The following is a 22,195-nucleotide window of genomic DNA, read 5'->3' as shown; positions in this document are numbered from 1 at the left end:
ATGAACCGATTTGATGATGCTGAAATTGCAGCGGTCTATAAAGTAATTGCAGAGCGGCGCGACATGCGCCACTTCTTGCCTGATCCGCTCGATCCAGCCCTGCTCGAACGTGTATTGCAGGCCGCGCACATGGCGCCCAGCGTTGGCTTCATGCAGCCGTGGCGTTTTATTCGCATCACCGATACCGATTTGCGATTAAAGATGCACGCTTTGGTGGAAGAGGAACGCGTCAACACCGCACAGGCTTTGGGCGAGCGCGAAGATGCATTTATGCGGCTAAAGGTTGAGGGTATCCGCGACTGCGGCGAATTGTTGGTCGTGGCATTAATGGATCGGCGCGATGCGCATATATTCGGCCGTCGGACGTTGCCTGAAATGGACCTTTGCTCCGTCGCTTGTGCAATCCAGAATATGTGGCTGGCGGCGCGGGCAGAAGGTATTGGCATGGGCTGGGTGTCACTGTTTGACCCGCTGGCGCTAAGTCAGTTATTGCGTATTCCCGCAGATGCCAAGCCGCTAGCAATATTGTGTCTCGGAAAGGTTGAGGCTTTCTATCCACGGCCGATGTTGGAACTGGAAGGATGGGCCAAGCGGCAAAGTTTGCACGATCTGGTGTCTGAAAATACCTGGTGCGATGGAAATTCCGCTGTCATCAATCAACCAATCGAGGGAAAGCGCGATGCATAAGCAGGAAAAAGCGTACGAAACTGCGCAGCAAACATCGAAGACCGGAATCGTGCGCACGTTGGTGTTAGGTGGCGCGCGTTCGGGCAAAAGCACTTATGCAGAAAAGCTCGCCGAAGCCACAGAACGCGAAGTGATTTACATCGCGACCGCTGCTGCGGGGGATAGCCATACTGACAGTGAAATGCAGGCGCGGATCGCTTTACATAAAGCACAGCGCCCCGCGCAATGGCGCACTGTTGAGCAACCACTGATGCTGGGCGCAGCAATTGTCGAATGGAGCGCGCCTGATCGTGTGCTGTTAATTGATTGCCTCACCGTATGGTGTTCGAATCTGCTCTTTTCGGAAGAAAAAAACTATCCGGAAATTGGGCCGATTGTACCACCTGAGCTGTTTTATCAACAGCGGGTCGCTTTTTTGCAGGCACTCGCCGCAGCCAGCGGCGACGTGATATTGGTGTCAAACGAGGTCGGCATGGGAATCGTGCCGCAGGGTGCGATATCGCGCTGGTTTGTCGACGAGGCTGGGCGCCTGAATCAGGCTGTCGCGGCCAGCTGTGAACGCGCGGTGTTTATCGCCGCCGGTTTGCCGTTGATGTTAAAAAACACCATATGTTGAGCGGACTCTCGCTCCCTGCATTGGCCTTGCTGGCGATAGCTGGGGTTATTCTGGATATGCTTTTGGGGGAAACCCGCCGCTGGCATCCGCTGGTGGGGTTTGGGCGGTTTGCTAGCCGCCTGGAACGGCAGTTCAATCCTCTCACGCCGACGCGCCCTGGCTTAACGACCGATTCTTCCCGCTGCCTCTTATACGGCGCATTGGCGTGGACGTTGGCGGTTATCCCCATCGTGTTGCTAACGATATGGATGTTACATCTTCTGCCGATAGCCGGTGCCCTCATGATGCATGCCGTTCTTCTGTATCTCTGTATCGGTTTGCGCAGCTTGCGTGATCATACAATTCCCATTGCGCAGGCATTAGCTGTGGATGATCTGGTCATCGCCCGCAGTTTGACATCGCGCATTGTTAGTCGTGATACCAGCCAGGCCCAGCCTGCGGATTTATCCAAGGCGGCGGTAGAGTCGTTATTGGAAAACGGCAACGATGCGGTGTTCGGTACTATATTCTGGTTTGTCGTCGCTGGTGGACCGGGCGCTGTTTTATTTCGGCTGGTCAATACACTGGATGCCATGTGGGGCTACCGCACTCCGCGCTATAACCTGTTCGGACGGGTTGCCGCGCGGATTGATGACGGATTAAACTGGGTACCGGCCAGACTCACCGCTGTATCGTACGCATTGTTGGGGCGGACCAGTTTGGCATTGCAGTGCTGGCGTACGCAGGCACCTGCATGGCCGAGCCCCAACGCCGGTCCCGTGATGGCGACCGGTGCCGGCGCACTTGGTTTGCGGCTGGGTGGTGCAGCGACTTATGATGGCGTGCTGGAAGATCGACCACCGCTTGGTAGCGGCACTGAAGCCGGTGGCGCGGATATTCAACGCGCATGGCAACTGGTGCTGCGGACTACCATTCTCTGGTTGGTTTTATTGTCTGCGAGCGCTATTACTTTCTTTTTTATGTTTGATATGAGGGCATGATCATGCGGCCAAAATATGCTTGATCATGGCGGCAACCTGCACGCGGCTATCGCCAGTTTCGGCCAATCCCGTAGTGAATGGATTGATCTCTCTACCGGCATCAATCCGCATCCCTATCCGGTTCCCGCGCTTGCAGCGGACGCGTGGCATCGCCTGCCGGAGGCGCATCCGGCACTGGCGACCGCCGCAGCGCGGTATTACGGTGCGCCCTGCATGTTGCCAGTGTCTGGCTCGCAGGCGGCGATTCAGGCGTTGCCTTGTCTGCGTCCGACCTCGCGAGTCGCGGTTGCCGCTCCTGCGTATGCCGAGCACGCGCATTGCTGGTCGCGTGCCGGGCATGCTGTGCGGGAGGTCGCTTACGACGCATTAGCACTGGCGGTGGCTGATTGTGATGTCATGGTGGTCTGTAATCCGAACAATCCGACCGGTGCCACGGTGGCCCCGGCGCTGTTGCTGGAATGGGCAGAACAGCTTGCAGCACGCGGTGGCTGGCTAATTGTTGACGAGGCCTTTGCTGACACGACACCGGCGCTCAGCGTGGCAGCATGGTCGGATCGACCGGGGTTGATCGTACTGCGTTCGGTGGGAAAATTTTTTGGTCTGGCCGGGCTGCGATTGGGCTTCGTGGCGGCACAGAAAACACTGTTGTCGACTTTAGCCGAGCTATTGGGGCCGTGGTCAGTCAGCGGCCCAGCGCAAGCGATTGGTTACGCAGCATTGTCAGACACGCGATGGCAGCAGCAGATGCGAGCACAGTTGTCGACGGATGGGCGGCGGCTGCATGCGCTGTTGGCGTTCAACGGGATTGATAGCAGCGGCAGCGCTTTATACCAATGGTGGCCAGAACTGCGGGCGCAAGCATTTCATCAACACATGGCGGCGCGGGCAATATGGGTTCGCTTGTTTACGCGTGGAGCAGGTGGAATCCGACTGGGCTTGCCGCCCGACGAAGCCGGATGGGACCGTCTGCAACTGGCACTAGCCGAGTGGTTGCCCGCAGCGGCTGCAGGAAACGCATTCCCTTGATAGTAATACGACCCAAAACTGAACACTAAGTTGAACCAAAAAATGACATTCCCGTATAAAACCTTGATGATCCAGGGCACTACCTCAGACGCTGGCAAAACTACTCTGGTCGCCGCGTTGTGCCGTTTGCTGGCGCGTCGCGGAGTAAAAGTAGTCCCTTTTAAACCGCAAAATATGGCACTGAATAGCGCGGTCACAGTCGACGGCGGAGAAATCGGGCGCGGTCAGGCGTTGCAGGCGCTGGCGGCAGGGCTGTTGCCCCACACAGACATGAATCCGATTTTATTAAAGCCTTCCAGCGACATCGGTGCGCAGGTGATTGTTCACGGTCACGTGCGCGCCGACATGAACGCCCGCGATTATCACCACTATAAAACCACTGCGATGGCCGCTGTGCTGGAGTCCTACCAACGCCTTACAGACCAGTACGACGCCATTATCGTGGAAGGTGCCGGTAGTCCGGCGGAGATCAATTTGCGGGCGCGGGATATTGCCAATATGGGATTCGCCGAGGCGGTCGATTGCCCGGTAGTCTTGATTGCCGACATAGACCGGGGTGGGGTTTTCGCCCACATTACAGGCACGCTCGATTGTTTGTCGGAGACCGAACGCGCGCGGGTGATCGGTTTTGTCATCAATCGTTTTCGTGGTGATATCAGTTTATTGCAAGGCGGTCTGGATTGGCTTGAAGAACGGACCGGCAAGCCGGTGCTGGCGGTGCTTCCCTATTTGCACGGCCTGACACTGGACGCCGAAGATGCGATTCAATCCGAACAACACGGCAGCGGCTTATTTCGAGTGATCGTGCCCTTATTGCCGCGTATCAGTAATCACACCGACTTCGATGCCCTGCGCGCACATCCGCAAGTCGATCTGCGTTTTATCGCTGCGGGTCAGCCGCATCCTCCGGCAGATCTGGTTATCTTGCCGGGGAGTAAAAATACCCGTGGTGATCTGGCATGGCTGAAGGAACAGGGATGGCCGGAGACGCTGCAGCGCCACCTGCGCTACGGGGGCAAAGTGATCGGTATTTGCGGTGGCTTTCAGATGTTGGGCAAGCGGGTCATCGATGCGCATGGCGTGGAGGGCTTGGCGGGCGCCACTGAAGGTCTCGGCTTGCTGGACCTTGAGACAGAAATGACCCAGGATAAGCAACTGAGTCAGGTGGCGGGACGGTGTGCATTTGCCGACGCCAGCGTAAGCGGTTATGAAATCCATATGGGCATGTCAAGCGGCCCTGCGCTAGTCAGGCCGGCGTTTTTTATTGACGGATCGACTGCAGGGACTGCCTCCTGCGCTGTCGCCGAAGGCGCGCGCTCCGAAGACGAACAGGTGCTCGGCACTTACTTGCATGGTATCTTTGATACGCCAGAGGCCTTGCGAAGTTTGTTGGCCTGGGCAGGGCTGGCGGATGCGGTCCCTGTCGATTTAAGGGCGTTGCGCGAAGCCAGTATTGATCGCATCGCCGACGCAACACTCCCATTATTGCAGGCGCTTGAAAAATTATCCTGATCGACATAGGGAAGGCGCATTAAACGGTCATGCGCGCAGCCGCTATATTTGTTCGAAAAATTGCGTCCGACCACCACCACCCCAATAAAGCGCTTATGTTCACCATTTTTAAAACTGTACTTAGCAAAGTCGACCGCCCTCTTCGGATAAAGATTTTTGGTATCTATGGCTTCTTGCTTGCGTTCAATATACTTGCTTGGGGTTGGGCAATCGTGGCTTTTAAAGGTCACCCCGTGTTGCTTGGTAGCGCGTTTCTCGCCTATAGTTTCGGCCTGCGTCATGCGGTGGATGCCGATCATATCGCCGCCATCGATAACGTTACGCGAAAATTAATGCAGGAGGGACAGCGTCCGGTGGCCGTTGGTTTCTTTTTTTCGTTAGGCCATTCAACCGTCGTCTTACTGGCATCGATAGCCATTGCAGCGACCGCTTCGGCGTTGACCGGGCAACTGGATGAATTCAAAGTAATCGGAAGCATCATCGGTACGCTTATTTCTGCATTTTTCCTGATCATCATCGGCGTTATCAATCTGATGGTATTCCGCTCAATTTATAAAGTTTTTCAGAGACTACGCAACGGAGGTGAATACGTCGAAGAAGAGTTGGATCTTTTGCTCAATAGCAGAGGCTTTCTCGCAAAGATATTTCGACCGATGTTCGCGATGATATCCCGCAGCTGGCATATGTATCCGCTCGGATTTTTGTTCGGACTGGGATTTGACACGGCAACGGAAGTTGGCCTGCTAGGCATCGCCGCCACGCAAGCTTCAAATGGCATTCCAATTTGGTCGATTTTAATTTTCCCGGTATTGTTTGCTGCCGGTATGTCACTGGTTGACACGCTCGACAGCACGCTGATGCTGGGGATTTACGGCTGGGCCTTTGTCAAGCCCATCCGAAAACTCTATTACAACATGACCATCACCTTGGTCTCAGTGATTGTTGCGCTCGCGATTGGCGGATTGGAAGTGTTGGGACTTATCAGGGAGAAAATGGTCCTTGAGGGAAAATTTTGGGACCTTATTGATACATTAACCGGGAATTTCGGGAACCTTGGCTACGCGATTATTGCCTTTTTTATTTTTAGCTGGATGGCCTCCGTTGCCTTCTACCGGTGGCGCGGTTACGACGAACTCAACCCCAAACTCAATTCCAGACAACCTTCGTGACCACGGTGATCAAAAAAGACTGGAGCGCTGGATACGGATACGAAAATAAATCAGTATCTCAGCTGCGAAAAATTTTCGTTTGCTACGTCATCTCTACACGAATTTAACGGTGTACTCTTACTCATCGCGTGCCAGCATTGACTCTCAGCGGTTGACCTGAGAAAGCTCGTCCAGATCGACAATGCGATCACAAAGCGCGAGGCGGGAGGTGCATGCGAAATGACGATGGCGGTTATTTTATTCAACTTCAGATTGTTCATCGGACGGTTCTCTGTCGCTGCGTCGAGTCCAGCAGTCGGCTCGTCCAAGAAAGAACAATTTTTGAGCTGTTATACAGCAGGCGTGCAATGGCAATGCACATTCTTTCCCCGCCCGAAAGATTGTCTTCATTCTGAGACATCCGATAATGCAGGCCCTCGGATTTAAGCAGCGATAAAGTCGCTCAGGCAGGCAATCTCTAAAACCAGTTTCAATCGCGATTCATCCACGCAATCAACCGCATCGGCAATATTGTCCTTCAGCGTCCCGCAGATCGCTTGGGCGTTTTGCCTTACCCCTCCTATGAGCTGGTGGTAGGCGCTGGCATCAAAGTTAGCCAAGCGCCAAAAAGGATATTACGGAATCTCCACCGGATTATCGGCATCAAAGAATTACTTTATCCCGGATATTCGGAAGCATGCCGATGGAAACTGCCGCGGGTCCGGCTAGCAATCACTCTTTCTCAACTTATGAATAGCATCTTTGTCGACAAGCACTTGTCTGGCGAAGTCTTTAACTTCGTGCGTAATATAAAAGTGCGTAATATAAAAATATGAAGGAAAAATCGCTACAGGTTAAAAAATGAAGAATTGTCCGAGAATATTCTCTAAAAAATTAAGCTGATTTCATTCTTTGGTACGTACATTTTTGATCGAAATAGGTTACTCGCTTAAGAAATATCTGCATCAAAAAAAGAAAAAACTGTATTGATAATTAGTAATGTCTGTAAGTAATAGAGCGTAATCCCATAGGAATGGAAATCGAATTTCCGGAGAATAGACTTATTTAAAGGAGAGCGAGCTATGACAACTATCAAGACAGGTTTGCGTATTGCGGTCCTGCCATTGTGGTTGGCCATTTCTATGACTACCGCTCACGGGCAGCAAGCCAAGGTAACAGAGAATACGGCCGCCGTAAATACGGTCGCCGCGCAACCAGGTCCGGTACACGCGGTATTGAGCGCGCACATTGTGCGGACAAAGGACGGCAAGGAATTACTGTCGGAGGATTCACGCAAGGCGCTGCCCGGTGACGTCATTGAATATCGCGTCATATACCGAAATACGGGTAAGCAAGCCGTCGCCAGCGTGGAGGCAATGTTGCCCCTGCCGGAAGGAGCGACTTATCAGTCGGGCAGCGCGCGCCCGAATGTATTTATGGCACGTATCGGCAAGCAAAAAGAGTTTTTTCCAACGCCGATAAAACACCAGGTGATGGAGGAAGGGCAATCTAAAGAGGTCGATGTACCTTCGTCCGAATATCGCGAACTACGCTGGAATCTGGGCGAATTGACGGCGGGCGAGAGCAAAACTGTCAGTGCTCGCATCGTGGTTCCGGGCAATGTTGCCAGTGCGCTTCCTGCTAAGCCTGTGCCGTAACGCTAGCGAGAAATTAATTTTAGACCGAAAGGGCGTGGGAGATTGTATCGCGTTGCTTTCGTATGAAATTCTGGCAAATCTTTTGACGATACATGGATATTCTGTGAGCTTATGATGATTGAGTCTGCGTTATCCGGTCAATGATCATCATGCTTTCGGCTGCGTTTTGATGGTTTGAGTGATCGGCAGCTTGCTGTCAGCGTGTTACGTGATGTCGTTTAGCTTAGGGTGTTAGTTACGCCATGCAACTGGTATGGCATTGCCAAGCAATACGTCCGCAACAACCGGAAAGCTTTGCCTTTCGCTCCGATCTGATCGGAGCGCCGAAGTCAGATGGTGTGCGCAGCGGTCTCGATACAAACGACTAGCAGGACGATCCCGGATAAGTGCTGCGAAAGGGTTGGCGGTGATATCAGGTGCGCGTCGAAAAGCGAACTTCGATTTTTTGATCATCGGGTGCTCTGCGTAATCGCTTGGATTGAATCCGAAGAGCTCCGCTCTTTCGGTGCCCAGGTCTTGGGCGGTTTGCCATCTTTGAACACCCTGATTGAAAGCATATTTCGAGCGCCGTCGTGCTCCCAGGTCGCGGAGAAAACCGCAACGTGGCACGTACTCTCATATTTTAGAGTTTGAATCAATTTTTGAATTTGAATCAGTGCCATCGTGCGATGAATCTATCGAGAAGATTGCCACCGATACGTCGCTGGATGGAATGATGCAATGAACGCTAGCAGGATAAGAATTGTTAGAAATCAGGCGTGTGCAATTCCTGGCTATGGATGTATCCGTGCATAGGGTCGGCTGTGCAAGCACGGCGGCGTATATAAGCAGGTGTAAATGCGGGCGAACGTGATGATGTTCATTACAGGCTGAGCTGCACTTTTTTTGTAATAATTTAATAAATGGGAATGTAGAAATGCTTTTAATTAATAGAGCTCTTGATGGTAGGAAGTTCAGCCGCATGCAATGTGCAGTCGCCTGGACCATGACGGCAGTTTTGTTGAGTAGTGTCGTCGCACCCGTATTGGCCGAGACCACCTCGCGCCAACTGGCCGGCGGAACTGAACTTGGCACCAAGGCAACTGCCAGATATACCCTGCCATCAGGTGGGTCGGGGACCGCCGTGTCAAATATGGTGAAGACCACCATTCAGAATGTATTCAGCCTGGCGCTGGACGGTAACACCGTTGTGAGTAGCGGACTTTTCCATAACAGTATAAAAAATACCGGTAACGTTGCCATCGAAAAAGTGACGGTAACGGCGACTGATTTTGTGAATGCCTCTGCATATGTCGTGACGATCGCCGGGCAAGACACTACCCTCTCGGCCGCATCGCCATCTGTCAATGTGACGCTACCTGCCGGCGGACTGAAGTCCGGCGAAGAATTGCCATTCGACGCGAAGATGGTGCAAGGAGTCGCGGGCAAGGTGTCCGGTATTACGCTTCTGGTAGCAGGGCCAGAGAACGCATCTGCCAGTCTCAAGCAGCAATATGATGCGACCGTCGAGCACTTCCGCATTAATCCGGTCAACACCTCAATCGATCTTGTTAGGGGTGGAGAAGCAGATACTGTTGGTTATAATTTCGACGTAAAAATGTCCGATCAAGAGGCCATCATGGGGATGAGCATCGATCTCGGCCCTGACGATACAACTGGCCTCGGCATCGAAGCTGATCGTCTGATCTTACATTACGCCAGCAATGTGCCGACCCGACTGAAGCCGGGCGAGGAGCTTGCCTGGGGTGATAATTATTTCGCAAAGTTAACAAAAACAGGAAATAAACTGTTTCTGGCCGTTCGATTTCCTGCAGGTTCGGTGGTGGATAAAGCGCTTCTAAACCTGAATATTCTGGCAAAAAATGGTACTCCTGTCGGTGTTAAAAGCTTCCAGATTCAGACCGGTAAAATTAATGATATCAACGACACTTCATTTGGCGCTAATTCTGAAAAGACCCAACCGATAAAAGTCAATATTACCGGCGAGGTGAAGCGCGAGGTCGGTCTGGCGTGGCCAGAAGGCGTCGACGGAAAAACGAACATCGTCCCTGGGCAGATTGCCAGTCTACCGATGATCATCGAAAATACGGGCGAAAACGATGACACTTTTGTGATGGACCAAGTGAGCAGCGGAGCGTCGTTGCCGGTTGGTACCGAATTTTCATGGGATGGTACGACTGACGATGCGGGCAAGCCAACCGTTACCCTTGCTGCGAAGAAAAAGCAGCTGATCACGTTGCAGGTCAAGTTGCCGCCGCTGGTTGCGAAAGAACAGCTGGCGTTGATGGCGAATGTGTCGTCGGGTATCACCGTTTCAGCGACCCCTAAAGATAGTAAAGCAGAACCTAAAACACTGGCTTACAACCTGACCATCGGTGAACGGGCGATGACTTTTCTATCGGATACCGGGGCTTCCGTGATTAATCGCGTGGTTGTTGCTGACGCCTCTACCACTAGCGTGAAACTCCGTATTCAGAACACTACCGAATTCTCCTCAAAGGAAGCCTACAAAATCAGCGTGAAAAATGCTGCTGGCGTTAAAGTTGCTCTGTACGAGATGGCTGGCGGTGTTTGTGGACCCGATACGGTCAGTTCTTCGACATTCGATACCGGGTTGATCGGTAACGGCGAGTATCAGGATTTCTGTGCGCAAGTCAGCGGATCTGGCACCAACGGTGGTATTGGCGATAAAACAAAAGTGGCGATCATGCTGGAGGCGGTATCGAAGCTGATGACTGAAAAACCAGGCGTCACGCTACCGCTTAATTTGTACGTTGGACAATTCGAATCGACTTACGACAAAAATCGTACGCAGGTTATTGAGCCGCTAAACGCTGTCAGTTTTTATCATACGATAAAGAATACCAGTGACATACAGTTAACCATCAAGTCATCTGATATCGCTACTGACATCCAAAAAAATACCGAGTGGGTTACTAAAGCCACCTTGGTTGATGACACTGATAAACCGCTTGGCGTCCAGACGGTAATTTTGGATACAGGCGAAAAGGCCCGTATTCAACTAACAATCACTGCGCCAACGACGGTGCCGGATGCGGAAACGCCGAGTACGTTAAATGTACAAGGAGTTTTTCAGTACAACGTCGCATTGAGTCCACTTGGGAAATACACCTATGCAGTAAAAGGCATGGTCAGTGGAACCTTAGTGAAGGACCAGGCTCTTGACGTCGCCTGTAACGCTGTACCAACCGATAACCTCTTCTCGCAAAGCAGCATCAGTGCGTTGCCCGGCGCATGTGTCTGGTATCGCCTGACGCTGGACAATAAAAGCGGCGCGGATTATATCGATACGGCTATTACCGATAAAGCGCCAGGGCATGCGGTGATTAGCGCAGAAGCGCAGAACACGATGACGCACGTTTCGGCAAGTGGCGTTGAAACCCCTTCGGCTAAGCCTGTGGTGTCCAACGGACAAGTCGAAGGCAAACTCGTCGGTCTGAAAAACCAGGAAAAAGCCGTGCTGAAGTATCGCGTAAAAATCGACGGCCTGACTCCATAAGGAGGCTGTCAACCACTGCTCATGCCAGCGTTATCAGGCATGAGCAGCGTCGCCAACCGCGTGTTGGCGAACAATATATCGATCGACCTTCATGCATTGCGTGGGTTTTAACGGGCAGATGGTTTGGTGCTCGCGAAGGGATCGCTATTCTTTCATTATTTTTCTGTTTAACGCGCTGCGTCGTGTTTGAGTGGATCGTATCGGACGCATTAAAATGAACGTACGTTTTTTTCAATCTGAGAAGTGGCTTTTTTTAGTCAGCTTCTTGCTGTTTCTTCTTTTGGCAGGTGGTGCCTCCTATGGTCGCGCCCCTGCCGTCGATACGATACTTAGCGTACAAGCTAAGGCGACCTACAAACAAGGCGTTAATAACGCCCAGCGCGACCTGCAATCCAATTTGGTTATTGTAAAGATCGCCCCGCTGGAGTTTGTCGCCCTTGCAGGTAATAGTGCTGTTTTAGCGCAGCCGGGGACACGTCTGGTCGTCCCGGTGCAGCTGCATAATGCAGGTAACGTCTCAACCCAATTTATATTTTCCGTGAGCGCCATGACCGGAGCTGCGCCAGCATTTTTGCTGCGTGCGCCAAAACTTTATCGGGACGTGCGACAAACTGGTGAGTTCGATCCCTCTGCGCCCCTGATTACTGATTTTAATGCGTCCGGTCCTTCTGGCCTGGGTCTGGCAATGCAAGCGGACCAAAAAGTAGCGTTATTGATGGTTGCCGAGGTTCCGGCCGACGCTGCGGGTGCAGCGACGCTTGAACTGATTGCAACGACAGCGCTCCAGAAGGCGCAAGCCAGATTTCCAATCAACGCGAGAATCGCTGATAAGGCGTTGTTGAAGTCTACGTTGCTGGCTTCCCCGCTATGGTATGCCGAAGACGGTAAAGTGAATATTACTTTCAATGCAAAGAATTTCGGCACTGTGGCTGCTACAGGAGTGAGCAGCATTCAAGGTGTAAACATTACGATCGACGGCAAAGCGCAAGCTGTGGTGCTTCTGCGTGAGACCATTCCCGATGATGCTACCTACGTGGACGCGTCTTTGCGTGCCGAAGATCCATCTGTAAAACGGCTCTATCGCTATGAGGGTGATCACCCGTTTCAGTATCGTACCCTTACGGACGGTAAGGGCATGCCTGCCGGGCTGCCAGGCGTTTCTGCCCCCGGCGCTCGCGTCGTCGAAGTCGCACTGGCGATCGATACGTTAGAGCAGGGTGCGCTATTGCAGGGGGGCTTTGCATTGAAGATAGATCAGGCCGCGCCAGACGCGCTGGCACTACAAAGTGAGGGATGGGGGGCGAATCAAAAAGTACGAAGCAATTCGGTTCTGTTGCGTCGCGCCAGTACTGCAACGCCTGATCTGGTCCCGGCCATAGAGGCGCCAGATGTGACTTTAGGTAAGTCGAGCGAGTACCGGCTTCGGGTAAATAATATTGGCGGCGGCCCCTCGGATAAGCCTATTCTGCTGATCGCGGATATGCCGAAAGGCATACGCGCGACTGCGGTAAGCGCCGACAAGCAATGGCATTGCGCTATCAGTGCTGCCAGTCTGCTGACCTGCACGACTGAACAATCACTTTCCGGAAATCAGTTCAGTTCTACCATTGTGCTTGATGTCAATGTGGATGAATCTGCATTTCCAGCCAACGAAAATCTGGTATGGCTGCCCGGTACTGTCACCGTGAGCGGTGGGGGCGAACCCGACGCGGACACCGGGAACAATCTTCTTAAGTTTACAAGTAAGGCAACGCGTGGGGCTTCGTTGGCGGGCAGTGTCTGGATGGACCGCGCTCATACTGGCACCCTTGATAACGGTGATACCGTGTTGGCGGGTTGGCACGTTCAGCTCCGTTCGGATAGCAGCACCAATCCTGATAATGCTGCCGTAAAGAGTCTGTCGGTTATGGAAGGTGGCGCAAGCGCTCCTGATGCGTTGGACCAAGTGCTTAGAGAGGCTATCACCGACGCGCAGGGCGCTTACCAACTGACCGGTATCCCGGCAGGCGGTCCTTACCGGTTGCGTTTTGTATCGCCCGAGGGCGTGCGGGTAGGCACGCCGCTGGATGGGGTAGCAGGAGCAGCGCAAGCTAATGCAGAACGTGATGAGGAAGCCGGCGAGCTGGTGTATGCGGCAATAGAAAACGGTCAGCATTTTGCCGACCAGAATCTCGCGGTTTCGTATAGCGGGAGGGTCTACGATGCGCAGACGCGCAAACCGGTTGCCGATGCAAAACTACGGATTGAGGCCGAGGGTGGCGGATTTGACCCGTCCAGTTATCTGGTGGGCAACCCGCCCAACGGAGAAATAATTACCAATTCAGATGGCTATTTCTATTACGCTTTCAGCCCGAAGGCGCCCGCTGGCGTCTTTACGTTGTCGGTGGCTGCCGCTGGCTACGAACCCGAATTTTCGCGGGCGCTACCGCCGGCTGAGGCGCCAATACGCTTGTCGGGTGCAGGCGATAGCCCGGATGTTGTGCTCGCGGCGCAAACATCGGAAATTCCGGCTGCCAATGACCAGGTGGTCTATTACAAAAAAATTCAACGTGATGTCAATGCGTCGCGTCTGGTGAACAATTTACTGGCAATCGATCTGATCGATGTCAGTGCTGGTGACGTGCTGTTTTTACGCAAGGACGCCGACCGCCGCGAAGTCGAGTTAATCGACTATGTGAATTACACCCTTACACTGAAATACAGCGGAAAGAATCCGCGTAAAGGATTCAGTATTGCAGACCAGTTGCCGCAGGGATTCTCTTACGTTCCTCGTTCTGCCCGGATGAGTACCGATGCATCGGAAAATGGCACTGGTGCCAGCACTGGCAACGCGCTTGAACCAGAAGTCCACGGTAATCTCCTTCGTTTCGTCGCGCCAGATACCGTATTGCAAAGCGAATTGCCGGTGCGCATTCAATATCGCGTCAGCGTTGGTGTGAATGCACGCGAAGGCGCGCGCGCAGAAAGTCGCGCTACGGCGCATTCGGGCAATCTGAGTTCCAATCAGGCCAGCGTGTCTGTCAATGTCGTCGGCGGCGTGTTCACCAGTGATGCCTATGTTCTCGGTAAAGTATCACTCGTTTGTGAAAACCGGAACGTTGCAGTTATTGAAGGGAAGGCTGTCCGCAAGCCTGCCGCCACGGTGACAAATAAGCCGACAAATATGATCCCCGATAATCTCAACGGAATTGGCGTTCCCGGTGTTCGTATCTACCTGGAGGATGGCACCTTTGCCGAGACGGATCAGGATGGCAAATACAGTATTTACGGCGTTAAGCCCTTGACCCACGTCCTAAAAATAGACAACACCACGCTGCCGGTCGGGGCCATACCGCTGGCGACGACCAACCGTCATGCAGGCCGCGGTGGGAATCAATTTATCGATCTCCGCAACGGCGAACTTGGACGCGGCGATTTTACGCTCGATTGTGGGCCCGGCACACTGGCCGATGTCCTGGCACGGCGGGAAAAAGCGGCGGGAGAGATGTCGGAAATTGAGGCCGTCATCAAGCGGCGTTTCGACGTTAATCCATTAGCGACAGAGGGTAATACGTCGGTTGATAATATAAAATCGCTTCCTGCCAGTGGCCGGATTAGCAGCGGTACAGTGGTTACCAGGTCAGCCGCCGGGATAGAACTGAAAAAGTTGACCGCCAACTCCACACAGCTTGCGGTAGCTGCTAAATCGACAACTGAGTTGACCACAGGGCTGAATAATGCGTCGGTGCAGTCTATCGTTACCGAAGGTACCGCTACGGGGCAACAAGAGCCACTGGCACAGCACCCAACACGAACAGGACAAGCACCGCAAACGGCACAAATAGAAAAAGCAAAAACAGCTGATCTCCCTGTCTCCCTCGATATTTCGATTCGCACGCTGGCACCGTCGCTCGGCTTTGTCGACCTGCAGGACAAGCAGATTGTTCCAGCACGACAGATTCGGGTACGGGTAAAAGGACCGATAACTTCGGATGCCACAATGTCGGCCGCCAAGACAGTTGACAAAGCGTCAACCCAAGCGTTATCACTTGAGGTCAACGGTCAACTTATCGGACAGGATCGCGTCGGTAACCGTAGCGAATTGGCAGCCCGTAATATTGCGGCGTGGGAGTACATTGGTGTATCGCTGAAGGCCGGGAAAAATAATCTGAGCGTACGACAGGGAAATCAGCAGCACAGCATTACCGTAATTGCACCCGGGAATTTCGAGAGTTTGATGATCGAGATGCCCGCCACGGCAGAAGCTGACAGCAAAAATCTGCTACGCGTGCGCCTTCATGTCACTGATGCCAACGATGTGCCAGTGACTTCCCCTACTAGTGTGACATTGAGCGTGAGCGCGGGTCAGTGGCTAAATACTACCGGACAGTCTGGCGAAGGAATCTACAAAGGTATCGTCAAAGATGGCGTCGCCGAATTCGATCTTATCCCGCCTGATCAGCCCGGTCCGATCGTCATAAGGGCCGTCAGTGGTGCGATTCAAACCAAACGGGAAATCCAATTGACAGCGCCATTACGCCCTATGCTGGCGACCGGTATTGTCGAAGGTGTTGTTAGTCTGCGTAACGGTCTGATCCGGCCTGTCGGTGAACGCGACAGCTTTGAGAGCGAACTGAGTCGCCTCAGCGCCACCTGGGATAACGGCAAAATGACCGCTGGAGGACGCGCTGCCTTTTTCCTCAAGGGCAAAGTAAAGGGTGAATATTTGCTCACCGCTGCTTATGACAGCGAGAAAGATGTCAAGCAGCGCCTGTTCCGCGACATTCAGCCCGAACGCTACTACCCAGTGTACGGGGATTCCTCTGTGCGTGGCTTCGATGCGCAATCCACCAGTCGTCTGTATCTGCGCGTTGATAAAGGCCATAGCTATTTGCTATACGGCGATTTTTCTACCCAGGATGCAACCGGCGTGCGTCAGCTGACGCAATACAACCGCGGTGTTACCGGCATCAAACAGCACTTTGAAACGGCAGGCGGTCGCGTCAGTGGGACGCTTTTCGCCAGCCGTGACAACCTTACCCAGCGCGTGGTTGAGATCAGACCCAATGGTACGTCAGGCCCGTTTTCAGTATTCGGTGCCGACTATCTGGAAAACAGTGAACGCGTCGAAATCATCACGCGTGACCGCAATATGCCGACACGGATTATTGCCACCCGTGTATTGGCGCGTTTTGCCGACTACGAAATCGAGACCATGAGCGGGACGTTGCTGTTCAAAAGTCCCGAGCTGTCTACTGATGCCAATTTTAATCCGAATACTATCCGCATCACTTACGAGTCGGATGGCAACGGAGCAAATTTCTGGCTGTTCGGTGGCGACGTACAAGTCAACGTCACCGATACCATCAAACTCGGCGCAGTTGCAGTCGAGGACCGCAATCCCTCCGATCCGCGCACCTTGCGTGGACTGACGCTAGAAGCCGATTTAGGTCGCGGCACCAGTCTGGTCGGAGAACTGGCGCAGACCGATACTGTCAAGGGTCTGGGACGTGGTAGCCGTGTCGAGCTCAAACATCAAAGTGCAGATTTAAAAGCTGGTGTGACGGCTGTACAGGTTGATAGCGATTTCGATAACCTAAACTCTCCGACATCTGGCGGACAGATCGAAGCGCGCGCAGGTGCCGAATATAAACTAGACCAACGGAATACACTTAAAGGCGAACTGGTGCACGCCAGAACGCTGGCAAAAAGCAGAAGCAATAGCGGTGACCTCGGTAGCGGACTCAGCGGCAATATTTCTCCTGATACCAAACTGGAAGGCGTGTTGATCGGCATTGAACACGCCTTTGATGCCGGCGTTCAGGTTGAGGTCGGTGGCCGGATAGTCCGTGGTACTGCGGAAGGTTCGACCGCGAATGGTGGCAGCGGGACTGATGACCTCAATCTTAATACGCTTCGTACGAGACTGGGAATGCGCGTACCCGGTTTGTCGAATGCAAGCATTTATTCTGAATATGAGCGTGACCTGCGTGATGCTGACAAGCGCTTGCTTGCGTTCGGCGGCGAGTATCAGATACAGCCAGGAACAAAAGTTTACGGACGCCATGAAGCCCTCTCGAGTTTGGGAAATATCTACGAATTAGGCGATGGGCAAAAGACCAGCAACTACCGGACAGTGGTCGGGGTGGAAACTGAATACCTGCCACAGGCCAGCTTGTTTAACGAATATCGTCTTGGGAGCGCTATTGATGGGCGCGATGCGCAGAATGCCTTCGGCCTGCGCAATGGCTGGGACGTCGCCCCGGGCATGCGTCTGAATACCACCTTTGAGCGAACCAAGGCACTCAGTGGCAGCAGCAGCGATGATGCGACGGCAGTCACCGGACAGGTTGAATATCTCGCTAGCACGCGCTGGAAGGGCGGAGCTGGGCTGGAGTTACGCCGCAGCACGCAAGAAGATGCGATCCTCAATACGCTCGGCCTAGCGATCAAGCTCGATTCGGACTGGACCTTACTCGGTAAGAGCGCAATTTACCGCGTTGCAGGTCGCAATGGCATCGGCGATGGTAGCGCTATCAATGGCGTGCGCGCGCGTCAACGACTTGGCGTCGCTTATCGCCAAACCGAGCGCAATACTCTCAATGCATTAGCCTACTACGAACATCGCTTGGAGAATGGTCGTCTGTCCGCCATTCAGGCAACCAGTCGTCATGTTCATCTGCTCTCTGCGCATGCGAGCCATCGACCATATCAGGCGCTCACGATATCTGGTCGTTATGCTTTTAAACACGTCACCGAAACAGGCCAGGGGCAACGCAGTGCGATGCAAGGACATTTGCTATCAGGACGCATCACGCGTGATATCAACGCCAAATGGGACGCCGGAGTGTCCGGATCTTTGTTCGCAAGCAGTCTTGGCGAACGTCTCAGTGCCATGGGCGTAGAGGCCGGATATCAGGCCAGTCAGGATCTCTGGATTTCGGTTGGCTACAACGTATTCGGTTTTGAAGACCGCGATTTCAGCAGCATGGCGAACACATCGCGTGGTACTTATTTCAGACTGCGTTACAAGTTTGATGAAAGCAGTTTTTAAAATGAAATTCATCACTCCTATGATCAGGTCGATAGCTAGACTCTGTCGACCTCCTTACCTGCTAAAGGCGATCTTATTGTTCGTAACGTTGTGTGTCGGCAATTTTTCGCAAGCTAGTCAAATTGAGGCACGCCTATCGAAAACAGAAGCGTACATGGGAGAAGAGATACACGTCAGCATGATGGCCAGCGATGCCTTTTCAGGGAATATAACTTTCTGTAAGGCGGGCTTTAAAGATAAACCGTTCATCATTGAGGCATATGACGATGGATCGGACGCTCTGGATATTGCGTGCGGTATTTGGGCCGGTCCCGCTTGGGGTGGCAAAGAAGTTGCGGTCATCGTTGATGACTTGGTGGGTGAACCAGGACAAACGGCGGACTTCACGGCATACGCAGCGATTTGGGGCGGTACAACGATACAGGCCACTAATTCATTGAAGATTGAGAAATTGTCTGGAACCGCCACCGCAGTGGTCTCGGTCGAAAAGGCGACCTACCGAGCCGATATTTCGGGAAAGGTCAGTCAAGGCGTTACGGAGGTCCGTATTATGGATTTTCAGGATCGGCTGTTAGATACGGTTCCGGTATTGAATGGCGCTTATGAATATAAATCGGCCCCGCTCGCGGTTGGCAGCAATATATTTAAGGTCTATGGCTATCACGTAACCAAGAGTAAAAAAGAGTTTCATGCGCTCCTTGACACTGTTGATGCCGAGGTTCTACCGCCGCCGACCTGGGTCAGCCCCTCTGAGAACAGCGATTATTATCCATCGCACGGCAAGCCATTAGTGATGACCGGTCAAACTAACATCGGGGTCGAATGGGTACAAGTCTGGTCAGAGCGGCAATATGAGCCCGACAGTGTTTCACATACCTGGATACCAATAACGCCCGATAATAAAAACCACTTCACAATCGAAGTGCCGGGTAGTAAAGAATGGGTCGAAGGAAAGACCTATTTGGTCAGTGTACTGGCGCAAAAAAACGGCATTGATTCAAATTTGTCGAGTCATCGTCAAATACGGTCGGTAGCGAGCATACCCCCGCCAGCACCGACCTGGATCGGTCCGGCGGACAATAGCTGGTACGGGCCATCGAAAGAACGCGCACTGACGGTCAGCGGGAAGACTGAGCCTGACGTGGAGCAAGTTACTCTAAACTGGAGAGACGATCTTCACCATGATGTAGGTGTTGTATATATTAAACGCGAAGCAATCCAAGCGAACGGCGAATTCATAGTTGAAGTTCCTTCTAGTAAAACCTGGGACAAGAAACGGTATGAAATAACATTTACGGCGCAAAGGTATGGCAAACCATCGGTCGCGTCTGAGAAGCGGACTTTCCACACCACACTTCACATGGAATGGCTCACACCGACGGCGGGCAGCGATTATCTGCCGTCCGATACCAACGCGTTCAAGATCGGTGGAAAAACCGAAGCCGGCGTTGATGGCATCGAAGTATGGTCGAGTGAAATAGGCACCGATGAGTGGGACAAGAGAATCCAGCCGGTTGCGTTGAATGCCGACCATAGTTTCACCTTAGAGGTTGGGGGTAGTACGCATTGGATCAAGGGCAAGCGGAGTGTGAAATTTCGCGGCATGGTCGCTGGCATCCCGGACCCCAACTGGCAAGATGCACGTGAGTTCGAGGTGGTTCGATATCCGACTACGCTGATATGGCTCAGCCCAGACGATAACAGCCAGTACACACCTTCGGCCGGTCAACCTTTGCGCATCAGCGGCAGGACCGACCCGGGCGTCACTGAGATCCATCCATGGTGGCGCGTGCTCGGGGGGGGTAATGGTTCCTATTCTGATACGGTCATTACCAAGCTGGATCAGGACAACAGTTTCAAAGAGATTCCCGTAAGCGGAAGCGATGGATGGGCTGAAGGAACGACTTATGAGGTCCAATTTAAAGTCGTCGGGAAAGGTGCATTGCATTCAAACTGGTCGGCTGTACGGCGGATTCATGTGCCTTACCAAACACCTCTGCAGCCGACATGGACGAATCCCGATAAGCAGAGCTGGCAGAATTTTTCGAAAGACAATCCGCTAACGATCCGGGGTCAGACCCAGCCTGGCGTCGATAAGATCCAGGTGCTTTGGCAGAGTAAAAGTAACGTGGGGAATACGGCCTTCGAGGACATCGGGGTTTTAGATGGAGATGGGAATTTTAGTTTTCCGCTTGAGGTCAGTAAGGACTGGGAAGATGGCAGCACCTACACCGTGTCGTTTATAGTTCAAAGACATGGGGTGGCTTCCGCTGTATCGGAGGATCGAATTTTTCATATCGATAAGCGGTCACCGCTCATCGCCAACCTGCAGCAATCAATGTCGGATAGTGGCAACTATTCGTTAAGCGCAACTGTCACCGATAACAATTCTGGGCTTGGTCCGGCAGGCGATGGAAAAAATGCGATGGATGTTCGCTGGCGAACCGATGCCTCGGCACCATGGTCGTTGCCCTCCAAAGTGGATGTGTCGCCATCGAACATTTTTCTCTTTGGTCTTTCGGCAGAGCAGCTGAAAAATAGTTGGATGGTAGAAGTTGAAATCATTGCCAGTGACCGTGCTGGGAACCAGATCAGATCGCCGCTGCGGTATGTAGAGCAGCCCTTGATCAAGCTGGATGCCAGTCGAACGGACTGGAAACCAGCCAATAGCGATACGGATGAAAAAAATACGATGTCCGGTTCCGCAGGGGATCGTTCCGGTATGTCTGGAGGCAGTGAAATGTTTGCGGGCGACACCTTTTCCTACAGTATTACGGTGCTTGCCAATAAAGGGAAAGCTGAAAATATTAACCTGACTTATCTGCTCCCCAATGAGCTGGAAATGTTCGGTAAGCCGAGGCTGATTCAAGCTGCGAACACGAGCACAGTATTGAATACCGACTGGAACGGTACCGCAACTCACTCGCTCTTGATGGCAAGCGGCGCTTATATGAATGCAAAAGCAACGGTGAGAATTAGTGTCCCTGTGCGTATCAAATGGGATGCTGTGTCCTCACCAAAAAGTCACATTGCTGTGCATGCGGACGGAATTACCGACCTTGGATATAGCGATGCGGTGACTTTGGTTCCTTATCAAGGTGCCCTAAAGCTGGTGAAGAGCGTAGACAAGGACTCCGCACACGCAGGCGATACGCTGGTGTACACCATCAGCTTCAGAAATACGTCGAACACCTTTATTGCTATGGAAGAAATACAAGATCCTGTTGATGCGCGCATGACATTGCAGGATGTTCATTGTGGTGCCGATATCCCGCCTGATTTAACTTGTTCCGCTAGACGTGATGAAACGGCGGCGGTCTGGAATTTCTCGGGAAGGTTACCCGCTGGCGGGGCCGGTTCCTTGAAATATAGTGCTACGATTGATGTCCCTTAAGACTGGGAAAAGCGCAGTAAAGTTTAAGCAAAGATTGTGCAAAATGTAAGTCAGGCAGTATGAATAAGTGACTTTCGATCTCGCGGACTTTATTCAATCCGTATCGGTCCTCACGGAGCGTCTTGGCATGCACTATCTCTCGTCAAGAAATGCTAATCAGATCGTGAGCACAAGGCAATCGGGCGTGTGTACAGGTACGTTTAGCACCTGGGCGCAAGGATCAAAACTGCCGTGACGCATCGGTTCAAAGTAGATTGTATTGAGAACGATAGCGTAAAGCCCTTCTTGCATTCAATCCCGTGCATGTGCGACCTGGTCGCCTAAGCAAAGTAGCACAAACAAAATGTCCGTTGGTACTGGGACATGCGATTTTTGAAACCGGGTCGTCGCCCAGACACTCACTTAATCAGGTTTACCGTTGTATTTTTGATGATATGAAAAATTTATACATTGCCAGGGAAACGTTAGTCGTCCGGATCAAGGCCTTCGCGCATTTTTGCCGGCGCGCGTGTCGCGTTAGCGATTCCGCTCCGCGTCGCTCGGATGTGGTCGCTTGCGGAACGCTTCCCGGGACGGACATTTTCGTCAAGGCTGAAAATTTGACGAAAGAGGTCTGTAAAT

The 22,195-nt window shown here is 52.7% G+C and carries 11 protein-coding genes; 10 read left to right on the top strand and 1 reads right to left on the bottom strand.

Annotation, left to right across the window (positions count from 1 at the left end):
- From bluB to JQN73_RS08085, 6 genes are all read left to right on the top strand, one after another.
- Positions 1-687, top strand: a complete 687-nt coding sequence (gene bluB / locus JQN73_RS08110) for a 5,6-dimethylbenzimidazole synthase (protein ID WP_205322569.1) — start codon at positions 1-3, stop codon at positions 685-687.
- Positions 680-1,303, top strand: coding sequence for a bifunctional adenosylcobinamide kinase/adenosylcobinamide-phosphate guanylyltransferase (gene cobU / locus JQN73_RS08105; RefSeq protein ID WP_240162476.1), 624 nt, complete (start codon positions 680-682; stop codon positions 1,301-1,303). Before bluB ends, cobU begins: the two co-directional genes overlap by 8 nt.
- Positions 1,297-2,283, top strand: coding sequence for an adenosylcobinamide-phosphate synthase CbiB (cbiB, locus tag JQN73_RS08100; RefSeq protein ID WP_205322568.1), 987 nt, complete (start codon positions 1,297-1,299; stop codon positions 2,281-2,283). The genes cobU and cbiB overlap by 7 nt, the downstream gene beginning before the upstream one ends.
- A gap of 15 nt (positions 2,284-2,298) precedes the next feature.
- On the top strand, positions 2,299-3,309 hold the full coding sequence (gene cobD / locus JQN73_RS08095) for a threonine-phosphate decarboxylase CobD (RefSeq protein ID WP_205322567.1): 1,011 nt from the start codon (positions 2,299-2,301) through the stop codon (positions 3,307-3,309).
- A 42-nt stretch (positions 3,310-3,351) separates the two neighbouring features.
- A complete protein-coding gene (locus tag JQN73_RS08090) occupies positions 3,352-4,821 on the top strand; it encodes a cobyric acid synthase (RefSeq protein ID WP_205322566.1) in 1,470 nt (489 codons plus the stop codon).
- 95 nt (positions 4,822-4,916) lie between these two features.
- Entirely contained in the window at positions 4,917-5,990 is a 1,074-nt protein-coding gene (locus JQN73_RS08085) for a HoxN/HupN/NixA family nickel/cobalt transporter (RefSeq protein WP_205322565.1), read from the top strand.
- 422 nt (positions 5,991-6,412) lie between these two features.
- On the opposite strand, the gene JQN73_RS08080 is transcribed toward JQN73_RS08085, so the two are convergent.
- Positions 6,413-6,589, bottom strand: a complete 177-nt coding sequence (locus JQN73_RS08080; RefSeq protein WP_205322564.1) for a hypothetical protein — start codon at positions 6,587-6,589, stop codon at positions 6,413-6,415.
- A 462-nt stretch (positions 6,590-7,051) separates the two neighbouring features.
- On the opposite strand from JQN73_RS08080, the gene JQN73_RS08075 reads away from it, so the two are divergent.
- From JQN73_RS08075 to JQN73_RS08060, 4 genes are all read left to right on the top strand, one after another.
- Complete coding sequence (locus tag JQN73_RS08075; protein ID WP_205322563.1) at positions 7,052-7,627, top strand: DUF11 domain-containing protein; 576 nt, start codon at positions 7,052-7,054, stop codon at positions 7,625-7,627.
- A gap of 961 nt (positions 7,628-8,588) precedes the next feature.
- Complete coding sequence (locus JQN73_RS08070; RefSeq protein ID WP_205322562.1) at positions 8,589-11,147, top strand: hypothetical protein; 2,559 nt, start codon at positions 8,589-8,591, stop codon at positions 11,145-11,147.
- A 214-nt stretch (positions 11,148-11,361) separates the two neighbouring features.
- Positions 11,362-18,180 carry a DUF11 domain-containing protein gene (locus JQN73_RS08065; RefSeq protein WP_205322561.1) on the top strand — a complete coding sequence of 2,273 codons (6,819 nt, stop codon included), beginning with the start codon at positions 11,362-11,364 and terminating at the stop codon, positions 18,178-18,180.
- 154 nt (positions 18,181-18,334) lie between these two features.
- A complete protein-coding gene (locus JQN73_RS08060) occupies positions 18,335-21,574 on the top strand; it encodes a DUF11 domain-containing protein (protein ID WP_205322560.1) in 3,240 nt (1,079 codons plus the stop codon).
- The last annotated feature ends 621 nt before the right edge of the window (positions 21,575-22,195 follow it).

Source organism: Glaciimonas sp. PAMC28666 (genome assembly GCF_016917355.1).
In the GTDB taxonomy this organism is placed as follows: domain Bacteria; phylum Pseudomonadota; class Gammaproteobacteria; order Burkholderiales; family Burkholderiaceae_D; genus Glaciimonas.
The sequence above is the reverse complement of the archived record's forward strand: the minus strand, read 5'-3'. Positions and strand labels throughout refer to the sequence as shown.

Excerpts from the sequence above, each read along its gene's own strand:
- bluB (WP_205322569.1), top strand. The coding sequence starts at position 1 with ATGAACCGATTTGATGATGCTGAAATTGCAGCGGTCTATAAAGTAATT.
- cobU (WP_240162476.1), top strand. The coding sequence starts at position 680 with ATGCATAAGCAGGAAAAAGCGTACGAAACTGCGCAGCAAACATCGAAG.
- cbiB (WP_205322568.1), top strand. The coding sequence starts at position 1,297 with ATGTTGAGCGGACTCTCGCTCCCTGCATTGGCCTTGCTGGCGATAGCT.
- cobD (WP_205322567.1), top strand. The coding sequence starts at position 2,299 with ATGCTTGATCATGGCGGCAACCTGCACGCGGCTATCGCCAGTTTCGGC.
- JQN73_RS08090 (WP_205322566.1), top strand. The coding sequence starts at position 3,352 with ATGACATTCCCGTATAAAACCTTGATGATCCAGGGCACTACCTCAGAC.
- JQN73_RS08085 (WP_205322565.1), top strand. The coding sequence starts at position 4,917 with ATGTTCACCATTTTTAAAACTGTACTTAGCAAAGTCGACCGCCCTCTT.
- JQN73_RS08075 (WP_205322563.1), top strand. The coding sequence starts at position 7,052 with ATGACAACTATCAAGACAGGTTTGCGTATTGCGGTCCTGCCATTGTGG.
- JQN73_RS08070 (WP_205322562.1), top strand. The coding sequence starts at position 8,589 with ATGCAATGTGCAGTCGCCTGGACCATGACGGCAGTTTTGTTGAGTAGT.
- JQN73_RS08065 (WP_205322561.1), top strand. The coding sequence starts at position 11,362 with ATGAACGTACGTTTTTTTCAATCTGAGAAGTGGCTTTTTTTAGTCAGC.
- JQN73_RS08060 (WP_205322560.1), top strand. The coding sequence starts at position 18,335 with ATGGGAGAAGAGATACACGTCAGCATGATGGCCAGCGATGCCTTTTCA.